The organism is Sphingomonas sp. SFZ2018-12, from assembly GCF_022496715.1.
GTDB lineage: Bacteria > Pseudomonadota > Alphaproteobacteria > Sphingomonadales > Sphingomonadaceae > Sphingomonas.
Genome location: NZ_WTFM01000002.1, coordinates 144,321 through 160,225 on the forward strand (window position 1 = coordinate 144,321; position 15,905 = coordinate 160,225).

At 67.5% G+C, this 15,905-nt stretch carries 14 protein-coding genes; 9 read left to right on the forward strand and 5 right to left on the reverse strand.

The genetic code is table 11. The annotated features are described in order from the left end of the window. Positions 1-157: 157 nt before the first annotated feature. Complete coding sequence (locus tag GO308_RS09615; RefSeq protein ID WP_066673248.1) at positions 158-1,060, reverse strand: LysR family transcriptional regulator; 903 nt, start codon at positions 1,058-1,060, stop codon at positions 158-160. A gap of 96 nt (positions 1,061-1,156) precedes the next feature. Here GO308_RS09615 and GO308_RS09620 point away from each other — a divergent pair, with 96 nt between their 5' ends. From GO308_RS09620 to GO308_RS09655, 8 genes are all read left to right on the forward strand, one after another. Then, positions 1,157-2,149 carry an aldo/keto reductase gene (locus GO308_RS09620; RefSeq protein ID WP_240885302.1) on the forward strand — a complete coding sequence of 331 codons (993 nt, stop codon included), beginning with the start codon at positions 1,157-1,159 and terminating at the stop codon, positions 2,147-2,149. Between the two features lie 132 nt (positions 2,150-2,281). Next, the gene (gene rpmI, locus GO308_RS09625) at positions 2,282-2,485 is read left to right on the forward strand and encodes a 50S ribosomal protein L35 (protein WP_066483647.1); all 204 of its coding nucleotides are present in this window, start codon (positions 2,282-2,284) and stop codon (positions 2,483-2,485) included. Between the two features lie 14 nt (positions 2,486-2,499). Beyond that, positions 2,500-2,865, forward strand: a complete 366-nt coding sequence (rplT, locus tag GO308_RS09630; RefSeq protein WP_066483645.1) for a 50S ribosomal protein L20 — start codon at positions 2,500-2,502, stop codon at positions 2,863-2,865. A 484-nt stretch (positions 2,866-3,349) separates the two neighbouring features. After that, positions 3,350-3,685: a GIY-YIG nuclease family protein gene (locus tag GO308_RS09635; RefSeq protein ID WP_240885303.1), complete on the forward strand. Its 336-nt coding sequence runs from the start codon at positions 3,350-3,352 to the stop codon at positions 3,683-3,685. After that, the gene (gene pheS, locus GO308_RS09640; RefSeq protein WP_240885804.1) at positions 3,685-4,854 is read left to right on the forward strand and encodes a phenylalanine--tRNA ligase subunit alpha; all 1,170 of its coding nucleotides are present in this window, start codon (positions 3,685-3,687) and stop codon (positions 4,852-4,854) included. Before GO308_RS09635 ends, pheS begins: the two co-directional genes overlap by 1 nt. Positions 4,855-4,978: 124 nt before the next feature. Further along, a complete protein-coding gene (pheT, locus tag GO308_RS09645) occupies positions 4,979-7,357 on the forward strand; it encodes a phenylalanine--tRNA ligase subunit beta (protein WP_240885304.1) in 2,379 nt (792 codons plus the stop codon). 11 nt (positions 7,358-7,368) lie between these two features. Next, positions 7,369-8,241: an aldose 1-epimerase family protein gene (locus tag GO308_RS09650; RefSeq protein ID WP_240885305.1), complete on the forward strand. Its 873-nt coding sequence runs from the start codon at positions 7,369-7,371 to the stop codon at positions 8,239-8,241. Positions 8,242-8,411: 170 nt separating this feature from the next. Next, on the forward strand, positions 8,412-9,983 hold the full coding sequence (locus GO308_RS09655) for a peptide chain release factor 3 (protein WP_240885306.1): 1,572 nt from the start codon (positions 8,412-8,414) through the stop codon (positions 9,981-9,983). Positions 9,984-10,244: 261 nt separating this feature from the next. On the opposite strand, the gene GO308_RS09660 is transcribed toward GO308_RS09655, so the two are convergent. Continuing rightward, a complete protein-coding gene (locus tag GO308_RS09660; protein WP_066483727.1) occupies positions 10,245-11,462 on the reverse strand; it encodes an MFS transporter in 1,218 nt (405 codons plus the stop codon). A gap of 153 nt (positions 11,463-11,615) precedes the next feature. After that, a complete protein-coding gene (locus GO308_RS09665; RefSeq protein ID WP_240885307.1) occupies positions 11,616-13,949 on the reverse strand; it encodes a TonB-dependent receptor in 2,334 nt (777 codons plus the stop codon). 158 nt (positions 13,950-14,107) lie between these two features. On the opposite strand from GO308_RS09665, the gene GO308_RS09670 reads away from it, so the two are divergent. Next, positions 14,108-14,776 carry a TetR/AcrR family transcriptional regulator gene (locus GO308_RS09670; protein WP_240885308.1) on the forward strand — a complete coding sequence of 223 codons (669 nt, stop codon included), beginning with the start codon at positions 14,108-14,110 and terminating at the stop codon, positions 14,774-14,776. Here GO308_RS09670 and GO308_RS09675 read toward each other — a convergent pair. After that, positions 14,773-15,312: a YceD family protein gene (locus GO308_RS09675; protein ID WP_240885309.1), complete on the reverse strand. Its 540-nt coding sequence runs from the start codon at positions 15,310-15,312 to the stop codon at positions 14,773-14,775. The genes GO308_RS09670 and GO308_RS09675 overlap by 4 nt on opposite strands. Beyond that, a complete protein-coding gene (locus GO308_RS09680) occupies positions 15,309-15,824 on the reverse strand; it encodes a ubiquinol-cytochrome C chaperone family protein (protein WP_066483632.1) in 516 nt (171 codons plus the stop codon). Before GO308_RS09680 ends, GO308_RS09675 begins: the two co-directional genes overlap by 4 nt. Between the last annotated feature and the right edge of the window lie 81 nt (positions 15,825-15,905).

Sequence of the window (15,905 nt, forward strand, 5' to 3'; positions counted from 1 at the left end):
GCCTGACGCGGGGCTGGCTGCGTCCAGCCCCAGCTGCGTCAGGCCGGACGGCGGACGGGTGGCCTCGCCACCCGCTCCGACCCACGGCATGGCGAAGGCCATGCCGGCCATCCAGGACCAAACAGGAAGGGCCGGGGCGCAATCCCCGGCCCTTCTCTTATGCCCCCGCCGCCTCGCGGCGCAGAAAGTCGACAAATGCCCTGAGCGGCGTCGGCATCAGCCGGCGCTCGGCGAAATAAAGAAACGGCCCCGGAAACGGCGTCGACCAGTCCTCCAGCACCGGCACCAGCCGCCCGGCATCGACCGAGGGCTGGAGATAACCCTGAAAGGTGCCGATCAGCCCCAGCCCCGCCTCCGCCGCTGCGACGAGCAACGGCGTGCGCGATCCGACGAAACGCGTCACCGGTTCGACCTTGAGCAGCTGGCCGTCACGCTCGAATTCCCATTCGGACAGGCGGCCGCTGGCGAAGCGATAGCGCACCGCCTGATGCCGGACGAGATCGGACGGATGCAGCGGCACGCCGTGGCGCGCCAGATAGTCGGGCGACCCCGCAACCATATAGCGATCGGTTCGCGGCCCGATCGGCACCGCGATCATGTCCTGCTCCAGCCGCTCGTCATAGCGCACGCCCGCGTCGAAGCCGCTGCCCAGCACATCGACGAAATTGTCGTCGGCGATCACCTCGACCCGGATGTCGGGATAACGGGCAAGAAAGCGGGTCAGCAGCGATGGCAGGATCAGATCGGCGACGACACCCGGCACGTTGAGGCGAAGCAATCCGCGCGGCGTGTCGCGATGGCGGTTGACCCCGTCGATCACCCGCGCGACCTCCGCCAGCGCCGGCTTCAGCCCGGCCAGCAGCTCGGCCCCGGCCTCGGTCGGGGCGACGCTGCGCGTGGTGCGGGTGAGCAGGCGCACGCCCAGCCGCGCTTCCAGCCGTCGTACCGCCGCGCTCATCGTCGAGGCGGAGACGCCGCGCAGCGCCGCCGCGCCGCGAAAGCTGCGCTGCTCGCTCACCAGTGCGAACGCCGCCAGATCGGCGATGTCGAGATCGTCCATTGTGCATCCTGCCGTACAGCCCGTGCGGATTGTGCCGTCTTATCGACGGTCATGCCAGCCGCCATCTTGCGCGCATCGCCCCGAAGGAGACTGACGATGGAACTGCGCAAACTTGGCAAGCAAGGCCCCGACGTAACCCGCATTTCGCTGGGCGCGATGGGCATGTCGGGCATGTATGGCGAGGCTGACCGCGCCGCGAGCATCGCGACGCTCCATGCCGCGATCGAACGCGGCGTGACGCTGATCGACACCGGCGATTTTTACGGCATGGGGCACAACGAGCTGTTGATTGCCGAGGCGCTGAGGGGCGTGCCGCGCGACCGTTATCAATTGAGCGTCAAGTTCGGCGCGCTGCGCGGCCCCGACGGCAACTGGCTCGGCTATGACGCCAGCCCGCGGGCGGCCAAGACGATGCTCGCTTATTCGCTCCAGCGGCTCGGCACCGACTATATCGACATCTATCGCCCCTCACGGCTCGACCCCGACGTGCCGATCGCCGAGACGGTGGGTGCGATCGGCGAGATGGTCGACAAGGGCTATGTCCGCCATATCGGCCTGAGCGAAATGGGTGCCGAGACGCTGGCGCGCGCCGCCGCCGAACGCCCGATCAGCGACCTGCAGATCGAGTATTCGCTGATGTCGCGCGGGATCGAGGACGCGATCCTGCCGAAGGCGCGCGAGCTGGGCATCGGCGTCACCGCCTATGGCGTGCTGGCGCGCGGCCTGCTGAGCGGCGGCTGGCGGGCGGACCGCAGCCTGGCCGGCGATTTCCGCGGCGTCAGCCCGCGTTTCCAGGGCGAGCAACTGGCGCACAATCTGGCGCTGGCCGATGCGCTGGCGGCCGTCGCGGCGGAACTGGGCGCAACGCCGGCGCAGTCGGCGATCGCCTGGGTGCTGGCGCAGGGCGAGGATATCGTGGCGCTGGTCGGCGCGCGCACGCCCGATCGGCTGGCCGAATCGCTGGACGCCGACCGACTGGCGCTGACCCCCGATCAGCTCGGGCGGATCGAGACGGCGATCCCGCGCGGATCGGCGGCGGGCGACCGATACCCGGCACAGCAGATGGCGTTCCTGGACAGCGAACGCTGACGCCGCGGGGAATCGGTTGCATTTGCGACCCCGCTTGGCTATCGGCGTGCGCTTCCGCGATCAATTGAGGGAACCGCCTGGCCAGTGTGGGCTGCCATGGCTGTTCGAGATCGTCCGAACAAGGAGACGAAAATGCCCAAGCTGAAGACCAAGAGCGGTGTGAAGAAGCGCTTCAAATTCACCGCCACCGGCAAGGTGAAGCACGGCGTCGCCGGCAAGCGCCACCGGCTCATCTCGCACAATGCGAAATATATCCGCCAGAACCGCGGCACTTCCGTGCTCGCCGATGCCGACACGGCGCATGTGCGCCAGTGGGCACCGTACGGCTTGCGTTGAGGGAGGGCTGAACCATGGCACGAGTAAAGCGCGGCACGACCACCAAGGCGAAGCACAAGCGGATTCTGGATCAGGCGAAGGGCTATTATGGCCGTCGCAAGAACACGATCCGCATCGCGCGCCAGGCCGTCGAAAAGGCCGGCCAGTACGCCTATCGCGACCGCAAGGTTAAGAAGCGGGCCTTTCGCGGCCTGTGGATCCAGCGCATCAACGCCGGCGTTCGCGCCGAGGGCCTCACCTATTCGCAGTTCATGCACGGGCTGAAGCTCGCCGGCATCGAACTCGACCGCAAGGTGCTGGCCGACATCGCGATGCACGAAGGTGAAGCGTTTAGCGCCATCGTCGCACAGGCGAAGGCGGCACTGCCCCAGGCCGCCTGACACGGCCTGGTGCGACCGGAAATCGGGGCGCGGATGGGATGCCATCCGCGCCTCTTTTCGTTTCCGCGCCTGCTTCTTCGGAGTCGTCATTCCCGAAGCCAGCTTCGACGTCCCCCCAAGCCAGCTTTGTCATCCCACTTGTAGAGTCTCGTCATCCCCGCGAAGGCGGGGATCCATATAAGGAAAGTGCCGAGGCGAATGTCATCGGGCGCCGCGTACGGACCCCCGCCTTCGCGGGGGTGACGGGATAGGAGGTCCGGGAGCACGAAAACGTCCAGTCTTGCTCCTACGTCCTGGCCAGACGAAGCCTTGCTGAGGACGCGTTGTTCAGCCTCGTCATCTCCCTTTGTTCGGCTTCGTCATCCCCGCGAAAGCGGGGATCCATAGGCCAGACGCTTGACTTCGATTTCCGTCGAGTGCCGCTATAGACCCCCGCCTCCGCGGGGGTGACGATACTGGAGTTCAGGACATGGGGCGGGTCGCAATGCACGAAAACTTCCAGCCTTGCGTGTACATGCTGGCCAGCGGCAAATGCGGCACCCTTTATATCGGTGTCACGTCTGATCTGGTGAAACGACTGCACCAGCACCGGACCAACGCGCTACCCGGCTTCACGGCGCGATACAGCGTCCACCACCTTGTCTGGTACGAACTGCACGCCACTATGGAACAGGCCATTCTGCGCGAGAAGCGGCTCAAGCGATGGAATCGTGACTGGAAACTCAATCTGGTCGAGCGCTCGAACCCGGAATGGGTTGACCTTGCGCTTGGCCTGGGCTTCGAACCCGTCGCAACGCGACTTCCGATGACTGGATCATGATGACCACCGATCTCGACCACCTTCGCACCGACCTGCTTGCATCGATCGACGCGGCGGCGGGGCTGGATGCGCTTGAAGCGATCCGCGTTCACGCGCTGGGCAAGGCGGGGGCGGTCACCGGGCTGCTCAAGACGCTGGGCACGATGAGCCCCGAGCAGCGCCAGGTCGAAGGGCCGCGCATCCATGCGCTGCGCGAGGCGGTGAGCGAGGCACTGGCGGCGCGCAAGAGCATGCTCGAACAGGCCGCGCTCGATGCCCGACTGGCAAGCGAGCGGATCGACATGACGTTGCCCGCCGACCGCCTGGCCCCAGGATCGGTGCATCCGGTGAGCCAGGTCATGGACGAACTTGCCGAAATCTTTGCCGACCTGGGCTTCGCGGTGGCGACCGGGCCCGAGATCGAGGACGACTGGCACAATTTCACCGCGCTCAACATTCCGGAAACGCATCCGGCGCGGGCGATGCATGATACGTTCTACTGCGAGCAACCGGGGGATGACGACGGGCAAAGCCCGCCGTCGGACGACACGCGTGGCGCGTCGCCGGCCGGTGCGAAGCAGGGGGGAAGCGGACGTCGCCGCTTCCTGCTTCGCACGCACACGTCGCCCGTCCAGATCCGCACCATGATGTCGCAGACCCCGCCGATCCGCATCATCGCGCCCGGCCGCGTCTATCGCAGCGACAGCGACGCAACGCACACACCGATGTTCCACCAGATCGAGGGGCTGGTGATCGACCGCGGCATCACGCTCGGCCACCTGAAATGGACGCTGGAGACGTTCCTGAAGGCGTTTTTCGAGCGCGACGACATCGTGCTGCGCCTGCGCCCCAGCTATTTCCCGTTCACCGAACCCTCGGCCGAAGTCGATGTCGGCTACACGCTCGTCAACGGCAAGCGGGTGATCGGCGGCAGCGGCGACGCGGCCGATGGCGGCTGGATGGAAGTGCTGGGCAGCGGGATGGTCCATCCCAAGGTAATCGCCGCGTGCGGGCTGGACCCCGACGAATGGCAGGGCTTTGCCTTCGGCACCGGGGTCGACCGGCTGGCGATGCTGAAATACGCCATGGACGATCTGCGCGCGTTCTTCGACGGCGACCTCCGCTGGCTCAAGCATTACGGGTTTTCGGCGTTCGACGTGCCGACGCTGAGCGGCGGCGTGGGGGCGTGATGCGAATCGCCGCCCAATTATCTGTTCGCCCGTTCGGTTCGAGCGAAGTCGAGAACCGTATCGCCCCAAGCCAACGTGTCTCGACTGCGCTCGACACGAACGGGATCCTTGAAGGTAAGTTTGCATGAAGTTCACGCTCAGCTGGCTGCGCGCGCATCTCGACACCGATGCCGATCTCGACACCATTCTGGTCGCGCTGACCCGGATCGGGCTGGAGGTCGAAGGCGTCGACAATCCGGGCGAGAAGCTGTCCTCGTTCCGCGTGGCGCGCGTGCTGACCGCCGATCGCCATCCCCAGGCCGACAAGCTGCAGGTGCTGACGGTGGACGCCGGCGACGGTCCCGTCCAGGTCGTATGCGGCGCCCCCAATGCGCGTGCGGGGCTGGTCGGCGTGTTCGGTCCCCCGGGCGCCCATGTGCCGGGCAGCGGTATCACGCTGAAGGTCGCGGCGATCCGCGGCGTCGAATCGAGCGGCATGATGTGCTCGACCCGCGAGCTGGAGCTGGGCGAGGAGCATGACGGCATCATCGAGCTGCCCGCCGACGCCCCGGTGGGCACCGCTTTCCCCGACTATGCCGGGCTGAACGATCCGGTCATCGACCTGTCGATTACCCCCAACCGCCAGGACTGCATGGGCGTGCGCGGCATTGCCCGTGACCTCGCCGCCGCTGGCCTCGGCACGCTGAAGCCGCTGGCGGTAGATCCTGTGGCGGGCACCGGGCCCGGGCCAGACGTCCGCACCGACGATCCTGCCGGTTGCCCGGCCTTTTTCGCGCAAGCGGTCAGCGGGGTCACCAACGGCGCGTCGCCCGAATGGATGCAGCGCCGGTTGAAGGCGATCGGGCAGAAGCCGATCAGCGCGCTGGTCGACATCACCAATTATATCATGTTCGACCTGGGCCGGCCGCTCCACGTCTATGACCGCGCGACGCTCACCGGCGCGCTGGTCGCGCGGGCTGCACAAGCGGGCGAGCAGGTGGTGGCGCTCAACGGGCGCACCTACACGCTGGATGCGGGCATGACGGTGATCGCCGACGACAGCGCCGTCCACGACATTGGCGGCATCATGGGCGGCGAGCACTCCGGCGTATCGGAGACGACGACCGAGGTGCTGATCGAATGCGCCTATTTCACCCCCGAGCATATCGCGCGAACCGGGCAGAAATTGTTGCTGACCAGCGATGCACGCAGCCGGTTCGAGCGTGGCGTCGACCCCGCGTTCCTGGAGGATGGCCTGGCGATCGCGACGCGGCTGGTGCTCGACCTGTGCGGCGGCACCGCCAGCGGCGTGACCCGCGCGGGGCAACCGCCGGTCGCCATGCCGGTGATCGCCTATGATCCCGCGCGCGCGCTGACGCTGGGCGGGCTGGACGTCGCGCCCGATCGCCAGCGCGAGATCCTGACCGGGCTTGGCTTTGACGTCGGACCCGACTGGCGGGTCACGCCGCCGACCTGGCGGCGCGACATCGACGGCGTAGCCGACCTGGTCGAGGAAGTGGTGCGGATCGCGGGTATCGATCATGTGCCCTCGACTCCGCTCGAACGCACGCCCGGCGTGGCGCGGCCGACGGCGACGCCCGAGCAGAAGCTCGAGCGCCGCCTGCGCCGCACGGCGGCTACAAGGGGCCTCAACGAAGCGATCAACTGGAGCTTCATTCCGCCCGCGCAGGCCGAGCTGTTCGGCGGCGGCGCGTGGACGCTCGCCAATCCGATCAGCGAGGACATGAAGGTCATGCGCCCCTCGCTGCTGCCCGGGCTGTTGTCGGCGGCGGCACGCAACCTGAAGCGCGGCGCGGCCAGCGTGCGATTGTTCGAGCTGGGCCGCCGCTATCTGGCCACCGCCGACGGCGCGCCCGACGAGCGGCCGACGCTGACCGTCGTGCTGGCGGGCGAGCGCACGCCGCGCAACTGGCAGCGCGGCAAGGCGCAGCCGTTCGATGCGTTCGACGCCAAGGGTGAGGCGCTGGCGCTGCTGGAAGCCGCCGGCGCGCCGGTCGGCAATTTGCAGGTCATGGGCGAGGCAGGCCCCGCCTATCATCCCGGCCAGTCGGCGACGCTGCGGCTGGGGCCGAAGACGGTGCTCGCCAGCTTCGGGATGGTCCATCCCTCGATCGCCAGGGCGTTCGACTTGTCGGGCGACGTTGCAGTGGTCGAGCTGTTTCTCGACGCGCTGCCGGCCAAGCGCGCCAGTGGATTCATGCGCGCCCCCTACGCCCCGCCCGCGCTGCACGCGGTGACGCGCGACTTCGCCTTCCTGGCCCCCGCCGACCTTGCCGCCGACGCGCTGGTGCGGGCGGTACGCGGCGCGGACAAGGCGGCGATCACCGACGCGCGCGTGTTCGACCTGTTCACCGGCGCGGGCGTCGAGGACGGGCGCAAGAGCCTAGCCGTCGAAGTCACGCTCCAGCCCGGCGACAAGAGCTTCACCGATGCCGAGCTGAAGGCAGTGGCCGACAAGGTGGTCGCCGCCGCCACCAAACTCGATGCGCATCTGCGCGGATGACGGAGCCTGTGATGATCGAGATTGCGAGTGACGCCCTGGCGGCGACGATCAACCCGGTGGGCGCGGAGCTGTGGTCGCTGCGCGATGCCGAGGGTCGCGAGCTGATGACCGACGCCGATCCGGCGTTCTGGCGCGGGCGAGCGCCGATCCTGTTTCCGATCGTCGGCGCGCTGAACGGCGATCAGTGGCGGATGGACGGGCAAAGCTGGTCGATGCCGAAGCACGGCATTGTGCGCCGGCGGACCTTTTCGGTGGTCGAGCAGGCGGCGACCCGCGTCGTCCTGCGCCTGACCGACGATGCCGAGACGCGGGCGAGCTATCCCTTTGCGTTCGGACTTGAGGTCGAGCACGCGATCGATGGCGCGACGCTGGCGACGACGGTGCGCGTGACCAACCGCGACGACCGCGACATGCCGGCCAGCCTCGGCTTCCACCCCGCCTTTGCCTGGCCGCTGCCCTATGGCGCGCTGCGGGCCGAGCATCGCATCCTGTTCGACCAGGACGAGCCGGGGTCGCTCGCGCAGATCCTGGACGAAACCGGCGTGATCGGGCCGGTGGTGCGGCCGACGCCCATCGAAGATCGCGTGCTGACGTTGCGCGACGATCTGTTCGAGCACGACGCCCTGATCTGGCGCGCGCTCGCAAGCCGCTCGGTCCGCTACGGCGCGGCGAGCGGGGGGCCGCAGCTGCGCGTCGATTTCGCCGACCTGCCGATGCTGGGCATCTGGACCAAGCCCGGCGCGCGCTTCGTCTGCATCGAACCCTGGCACGGCATCGCCGACCCGCAAGGGTTTGCGGGCGATATCTGGGACAAGCCGGGCATCCTGCGGTTCGCACCGGGCGAGACGCGGGAATTTGCGATCCAGGTGACGCTGGAGGGGTGACATCGACTCACGGGTAACTGCGGGATAATCGTCACCCCGGCCTTGCGCCGGGGTCCCGCTGCCTGATCCGGCGCGAGAAGAAGCGGGACCCCGGGTCAAGCCCGGGGTGACGGAGCGATTCAGCGATGGGCCGCTCGACACCACCCCCCCGACACGGCTAGGGGCGCGCGATGGCACAACCGTTTGAACGCCGCACCTTCGCGATCATTTCCCACCCCGACGCCGGCAAGACCACGCTGACCGAAAAGCTGCTGCTGTTCGGCGGCGCGATCCATCTGGCGGGCGAGGTCAAGGCACGCGGCGCGGCGCGGCGCGCGCGGTCGGACTGGATGAAGATCGAGCAGCAGCGGGGCATCTCGGTCACCTCCAGCGTGATGACCTTCGAGCGCGACGGCATCACCTTCAACCTGCTCGACACGCCGGGGCACGAGGATTTCAGCGAGGACACCTATCGCACGCTGACCGCGGTCGATTCCGCCGTCATGGTGATCGACGCAGCCAAGGGCATCGAGCCGCAGACGCGCAAGCTGTTCGAAGTATGCCGGCTGCGTTCCGTCCCGATCATCACCTTCGTCAACAAGGTCGACCGCGAGGGCCGCGACCCGTTCGAGCTGCTCGACGAAGTCGCCGACATGCTGGCGCTCGACGTATGCCCGATGACCTGGCCCGCCGGCATGGGCGGGCAGTTTGAGGGGATTTACGACCTGGTCGACAATCGCCTGCTCCAGCCCGAGGGCGGCAGCCGTGAATATCAGGGCAAGGTCGCGCGCTTCACCGGCCTGAACGATCCCGCGCTCGACGGCGCGCTGTCGGCGGAAGGGGTCGCGCGGCTGCGCGAGGAGGCCGAGCTGGCGATGGGCGGCTATGCGAGCTTTGATACGGCCGCCTATCGCCACGGCGACCTGACGCCGGTTTATTTCGGATCGGCGCTCAAGGAGTTCGGGGTCGATTCGCTGATCGACGCGATCGCCCGCCACGCGCCGCCGCCGCGCCCGCAGCCGGCCGAACCCGCGCCGGTCGATCCCGCGCGCGAGGACGTGACCGGCTTCGTCTTCAAGGTCCAGGCGAACATGGACCCCAATCACCGCGACCGTATCGCCTTCATGCGGCTGTGCTCGGGCACCTTCCGCCGCGGCATGAAGCTGACGCCGACCGGGCACGGCAAGCCGATCGCGATCCATTCGCCGATCCTGTTCTTCGCGCGCGAACGCGAACTGGCCGACGAAGCGTATCCCGGCGACATCATCGGCATTCCCAATCACGGCACGCTGCGGGTCGGCGATACGCTGAGCGAGCGCGCCGACGTGCGTTTCACCGGCCTGCCCAATTTCGCGCCCGAAATCCTGCGCCGCGTCGCGCTCAAGGATCCGACCAAGACCAAGCAGTTGCGCAAGGCGCTGGACGACATGGCGGAAGAAGGCGTGACGCAGGTCTTCTATCCCGAAATCGGGTCGAACTGGATCATCGGCGTGGTCGGGCAGCTCCAGCTCGAAGTGCTGCTGAGCCGGCTCGATGCCGAATACAAGGTGGCGGCGGGGCTTGAAATGGCACCTTACGAGACCGCGCGCTGGATTTCGGCGGAAGACCCGGCGGAGCTGAAGGCGTTCACCGACCTCAACCGCGGCGCGATGGCCAAGGACCGCGACGACAATCCGGTATTCCTGGCCAAGTCCGCGTGGGAAGTGGGCTATATCGCGGATCGCTATCCCAAGGTCAGGTTCGCGGCGACGCGGGAGCGTTAGGTTTCGACGTCAGTTTAATACGGCCTGCCCGCTTAACCGGATCGATGAACCTCGACACACATTGATCGTCACCCCGGCCTTGTGCCGGGGTCCACCGCGCAACAGACGTTGGTCGGTGGTGGTAAGGTGCTGCGTTGCTACCGGCTTGGCAGGGCGCTCAATCGGCTTGTGAGGCACCAAGCTGCTTGGTGGACCCCGGCACAGGGCCGGGGTGACGAGAGATTTCCGTTACAACTGGCGCGATGTTTCGCGATCCACCGCTCACGCGATCCAGTCGCGCCGGAGCGGGCGGACCGCCAGGAACATCAACGTCGCCGCCACCGCATAGAAGCCGAGCGCGCCGACCGCAGCATAACGCAGCGCTTCATCCCCGAATCGCGCGGTCATCGCGTCCGACATCGCGCCCAGGATCCACGATCCTAGCCCAAGCCCGATCAGATTGTTGATGAACAGGAAGCTGGCACTGGCCGTCGCGCGCATGTGCGCGGGCACCAGGTTCTGCATCGCAGTGTTGACCGGCCCCAGCCACAGGATGTTGAGCCCGTTGGGGATCAGGAACAGGAACCAGGCCAGCACCGGCGAAGGCGACAGCAACGCGGCGGCAAAGAAGGGGATGGTGATGACCCAGGCGATGGCGGGCAGCCGCGCATAGGCACCGCGATCCGCCGGCCCCAGCCGATCGGCGAGCCAGCCACCCAGGAACACCCCCGCCGTGCCGCCGACCAGCAGCACCGTGCCGAAGAACTGCGAGACGCCGAGCAAGTCGAAGCCGAAGCTGCGGATCAGGATCGACGGCGTCCAGAATGCCAGGCCATAGCCGCAGATCGAGCTGAACGACGCGGCGAACGCCATCAGCCAGAAGCTGGGCTTGCGCGCCAGGATGCCGAATACCTGGCCGACCGGCGCCGCGGCGAGCTGCGGCGCGGTGCCGCCATCGGCCATGCCGCGCGGCGGCTCCTTGACCAGCAGGCGAAACACCGGCGCGATGGCGACGCCCAGCAAGCCGACGACGATGAACGCCGTGCGCCATTCGACCATCGCGGCGATATAGCCCCCCAGCAGCGCGCCCCCGGCCAGCCCGATCGGGATGCCAAGCGAATAGATCGCCAGCGCGCGGGCACGTTCGGCGGGCGGGAAATAATCGGCGATCATCGCATAGGAAGGTGCCACGCCGCCGGCCTCCCCCACCCCGACGCCCAGGCGAAACAGGAACAGCTGCCAGAAGCCGGTGGCAAGCCCGCACAGCGCGGTGAACCCGCTCCACACGGTCAGCGAAATGGTGATGACCCAGCTGCGACTGGTGCGATCGGCGACCAGCGCCAGCGGAATTGCGAGCGTGGAATAGAGGAGCGCAAAGGCAATGCCGCCCAGCGCCCCCAGTTGGGTGTCGCTCAGCCCCAGGTCCGCCTTGATCGGCTGGGCAAGGATGCCGAGGATCTGGCGGTCGAGAAAGTTGAAGGTGTAGACGAGCAGCAGCATCGCCAGCACCAGCCGGCGATAGCCCGGACTCGCCGTCCGCGCGCTGGCCAATTGCTCCACCTGTGCCTCTCCAGTTGCTTATCGGGTCCCGTCATGGGGCATGGGCCGGACGCCCGTCAAACGGACATCCGACCCGGGACACGCGCCGATCGTTCAAAAACGGGCGGAGAAGGTGGCGAACACCTGACGCGGGTTGCCGTAATAGGCGGTGAGCACCCCTTCGGTGCCCAGCGTCGGCACCAGATTGCCGGTCGTCGCATTGCGGACGAACTCGCCGGTGTCCGGGTTCTGGAGCAGGAAGTTATAGCCCGACACGATATACTGCTTGTCGGTCAGATTGCGGCCATGGACGCTGACCGTGTAGCGATCATTGATGTTCCAGGCGATGTTGACGTCCCACAGCGCATAGGCCGGCTGGTCGAGCAGCGGCGTGCGCAGCTCGAACTGCTGGCTGTCGCCGCGATAGGCGACGGTGGTGCCGAAATCGACTGACCCGTCACCGACCGGGACCGAATAGGCGATCGTGCCGCTGGCGGTCCAGTCGGGGGTATTCTGGAACGAACGGCGGTCCGCCACGTCGATCCCGCGACCGTCGATGAACTGGGTGTAGCGCGCGTCGAGATAGCCGAAATTGCCCGACAGCGTCAGCCGGTCGCCGCCGGCAGCGAAGTCGCGCGCCGCGACCAGATTGAACTCGCCCTCGATGCCGTCGATCCGCGCGCCGCCGGCATTGGTGGTGACGCCGATGAAGGTCTGTTGCCCGTTGACGACGGTGCCGATCGATCCGGGCACCTGGACATCTGTATAGTCGGTGCGGAACGCGGCCAGCGCGAAGGTCAGGCGGCGGTCGAACACCGCGCCCTTCCAGCCGATTTCATAGGTGTCGACGGTTTCGGGATCGAACGACAGGAAATCGAACACCTGGGCGGCGTTGCACACCCCGCCGGTCGGCGTGCGGCACGCGGTCGACTGGCCGCGCGGGTCGAAGCCGCCGCCCTTGAAGCCGCGCGAATAGCTGGCGTAGAAATTGTGGTTGTCGTTGGGCTGGAACTGGATCGACGCGCGCGGCGTGAACTCGCCGAAATCGGCGCTGCCGCGGAAATTCGACGTGGTGGCGAACAACGTGCCCGCGCCGTTGAAGAAGGGCGATCCGCCGCCCAGGAAGGTCTGGCGCAGGATCGTCGACTGGCGGGTGTCCCAGGTATAGCGACCGCCGACCGACAGGCTGAACTGGTCGGTCAAATCATAGGTGAAATCGCCGAAGATCGCCGTCGTATCGGTTTCGACATCGCCAAAGGTCAGCGCGGTGACGCCGCCGGGCAGGCGCACGTCGAACACGGTGCGCGCGCTGGCATCCAGATAATAAAGCCCGATCAAGCCGTTGAAGCGGCCGGTATCGACCAGGAACTGTACTTCCTGGCTGAACTGTTCGTTCTCATAGATCGCGGGCACGTCGACCTGGACGGCGGGCAGCGCGTCGAAGTCGATCGGCGTGCCGCTTTCGTCCTGACGCCAGCCGGTGATCGAGCGGAAGGTCAGCCATTCGGCGGGCCTGGCCTCGACGAACAGCGAACCGCCATAGGCTTCGACCTTCTGTTGCGGATCGCGCAGGCCGCCACGGCTGTCGAACACGTCGGCCAGCACCGGGGCACCGGTCGCGATGCCGGGGATCAGGCGATGGCCGCCGCGCGGATTGCTGTCGTCACGGGTGTAATCCCCCGACAGGCGGACGAACAGCGCGTCGCTCGGCTCGAACTGCAGCGTCGCGCGGCCCGCCCAGATATCCTTGTTGTAATTCTCGTCACCGGTGGTGAGATTGTCGCCGAAACCGCCGCGCGACAGGCGCGCGAACGCGCCACCGATCTTGAACGTGCCGTCGCCGATCGGCGCGCTGGCGGAGATCACGCCATCGGCCTGGTCATAGGTGCCATAAGTGGCACGTACGCGCAGCTCGGGATCGTCGCCCAGCCGGCGGGTCACATATTTGACCGCGCCGCCGATCGTGTTGCGGCCATAGAGCGTCCCCTGCGGCCCGCGCAGGATCTCGATCCGTTCGACGTCATAGATGTCGAGCACCGCCGCCTGGGGGCGGTTGAGATAGACATCGTCGAGGTAGATGCCGACGCCGGCTTCGAACCCGGCGACCGGGTCCTGCTGGCCGACGCCGCGAATGAAGGCGCTGAGCGTCGAGTTGGTCCCGCGCGAGACTTCCAGCGTCACGTTGGGCGTCACCTGAGCAAGGTCGGTCACGTCGATCGCGCCGGCAGCGGCCAACTGATCGCCGCTGAACGCGGTGATCGCGATCGGTACGTCGAGCAGCGTTTCCTCACGTCGCCGTGCGGTGACGATGATGTCGCCGGCAGCGGTTTCGTCGGCCTGAGCCCTATCGGCCGAGGCTTCCTGCGCCTGGGCCGGCGCCGCGAGCGCCGCGGCGAGCGCGGTGCCCAGCGAAAGCGCGAATGATAATGACGCGATGCGGCTTTTCATGTCTGATCCCCTTCCCTGACGGATGCGCCGGTTGGCCCGGCTTGTAAGCGCATGTCGGCGGCTATAATGAAAGGTGAACCGGTTTTCAACTTTGCAGTGAAAGGCGACAGGGATGATGCGGTTTGGCGACTGAACGACCGGCAAGGCGGCGCGCGACGATGCGGGCCGGTGCCGATGCGAACGCGTCGGCGACCGAACGCGCGCCAGCGATCCCGTCATCCCCCGCGAGCGCGGGCAAGGCGCCGCGAACCGCGCGTGGCCAGCGGACGTTGCGCGCCATCCTGGACGCTGCCGCCGCCGAGTTCGGCGAGAAGGGTTTTCACGAAGGGTCGATCAGCGCGATCACGCGCCGCGCGGGCGTGGCGCTCGGCAGCTTCTACACCTATTTCGATTCAAAGGACGATGTGTTCCGGGCGCTGGTGCGCGACATGTCGGACCAGGTGCGCGACCATGTCGCCCCCGCGATCCGCGGTGCGCCCGACCAGATTTCAGCCGAGCGGGCGGGCCTGCATGAATTCATCCGTTTCGTGCGCGCGCACAAGGAGATCTATCGCATTATCGACGAGGCCGAATTCGTCGATCCCGAAAGCTTTCGGCTGCATTATGCGAACACCGCCGACCGCATCCACGCCCGGCTGCGCGCCGCAGCGGAACGCGGCGAAGTGCGCGCCGACGTGTCGGAGGTGCACGCCTGGGCGCTGATGGGGATGAACGTCTTTCTGGGGCTGCGCTACGGCGTCTGGAGCGACACCGAGGCGCCGGACCTCATCGCCGACCAGATCGCGGAGATGCTGGCGCGCGGCATCGGCAATCGACAGGCGCGCTAATCGCCGCGCCTTCCGGCCAGCTTGTCGCGCAGCCCCGCAAGCGGACCGAAGGGGCCGGCCTCTTCCTCGCGCAGCACGCCCGCCGCGCGCAACTGGGCATCCGCGTCGGGCACGCGCGGATAGGGGTCGAGCGCGAGCGCCAGCGTCTCGGCCGCCGCCTCGCCCAGATCGATCGCGCCGCCCGCATAGAAAACCGTGTCGCAATCGTCGTCGCTCAGCTCGATCTCGTCGGCGTCGCCGGCTTCGGTTTCGGGCAGGAAGCGGATCAGGAACGGCTCGTCGATCGTGTCCGGCACCGGCGCGCCGGTGGCGACGCACGCCTGGACCACGTCGCCGGTAACGCTGCCGCTCGCCAGGATGCCGATGGCGTCGCGGCGCAGGCGGAACTGTGCCTCCAGCCGGTCGATCGCGATCAGATCGAACCGCCGCGCCAGCGCCGCGCGCTCGACGGGCTCGGCTGAAATCGCCAGCGTGCTCTCGCCCGCACCGACCTGATCGAGCCGCACCGGGCGGCTGAATTCGGGCGCGGCGGTCATGGCAGCCTGCCCGCCAGCAGCGTTTCCACGGTCACGTCGTCCAGCCGCGCACGCAATGCGACGAGCTGGTCGCGGACATGGGCGACCTGTGCCGCGCCCGGCGTTTCGCCGCGATAGAGATTGCGGCGAAGCGGCGCGTCGAGCCCGTCCGGGCCGGCCGCCAGCCCGTCGCGATAGGCGCCCAGCCGGCCGCCGAGCATCCCCATCATCCGGCCGACCTGCTTGCCGACGACGATGTCGCCAAAGCCGATCTGGCGCAGCTGGCCGTCCATGTCGTCGATGAACCGTTCCGCCAGATGCGCGGCCGGAGCCGCACCTGCAGGCTCGTGCTCCAGCCGAAGCAGCAGCATCGACAGGACCGCGGCGATCATGTCGAACCGGCCATCGACAGTGTCGGGCACGCCGCCGTCGAGATACCAGTGCGGCTGGCGGGCACGTTCGACCACCGCGCGATAAAGCGTCAGCGCCGGCACGTCGCGGGGCTTGCCCAGCCACCGGTCGAATAGGCCCATCGCGCGTCAACTCCCTTGCATCCCGCGTCGCCTTGTCTGGCCACGCCGGGACGCATATTGATTGGCGTGGCCGATGATGCA

Coding starts and splice junctions, on each gene's coding strand:
- rpmI (WP_066483647.1), top strand. CDS start 2,282: ATGCCCAAGCTGAAGACCAAGAGCGGTGTGAAGAAGCGCTTCAAATTC.
- GO308_RS09680 (WP_066483632.1), bottom strand. CDS start 15,824: ATGGGCCTATTCGACCGGTGGCTGGGCAAGCCCCGCGACGTGCCGGCG.
- GO308_RS09665 (WP_240885307.1), bottom strand. CDS start 13,949: ATGAAAAGCCGCATCGCGTCATTATCATTCGCGCTTTCGCTGGGCACC.
- rplT (WP_066483645.1), top strand. CDS start 2,500: ATGGCACGAGTAAAGCGCGGCACGACCACCAAGGCGAAGCACAAGCGG.
- GO308_RS09660 (WP_066483727.1), bottom strand. CDS start 11,462: ATGCTGCTGCTCGTCTACACCTTCAACTTTCTCGACCGCCAGATCCTC.
- pheS (WP_240885804.1), top strand. CDS start 3,685: ATGACCACCGATCTCGACCACCTTCGCACCGACCTGCTTGCATCGATC.
- GO308_RS09675 (WP_240885309.1), bottom strand. CDS start 15,312: ATGACCGCCGCGCCCGAATTCAGCCGCCCGGTGCGGCTCGATCAGGTC.
- pheT (WP_240885304.1), top strand. CDS start 4,979: ATGAAGTTCACGCTCAGCTGGCTGCGCGCGCATCTCGACACCGATGCC.
- GO308_RS09620 (WP_240885302.1), top strand. CDS start 1,157: ATGGAACTGCGCAAACTTGGCAAGCAAGGCCCCGACGTAACCCGCATT.
- GO308_RS09670 (WP_240885308.1), top strand. CDS start 14,108: ATGCGGGCCGGTGCCGATGCGAACGCGTCGGCGACCGAACGCGCGCCA.
- GO308_RS09635 (WP_240885303.1), top strand. CDS start 3,350: ATGCACGAAAACTTCCAGCCTTGCGTGTACATGCTGGCCAGCGGCAAA.
- GO308_RS09650 (WP_240885305.1), top strand. CDS start 7,369: ATGATCGAGATTGCGAGTGACGCCCTGGCGGCGACGATCAACCCGGTG.
- GO308_RS09615 (WP_066673248.1), bottom strand. CDS start 1,060: ATGGACGATCTCGACATCGCCGATCTGGCGGCGTTCGCACTGGTGAGC.
- GO308_RS09655 (WP_240885306.1), top strand. CDS start 8,412: ATGGCACAACCGTTTGAACGCCGCACCTTCGCGATCATTTCCCACCCC.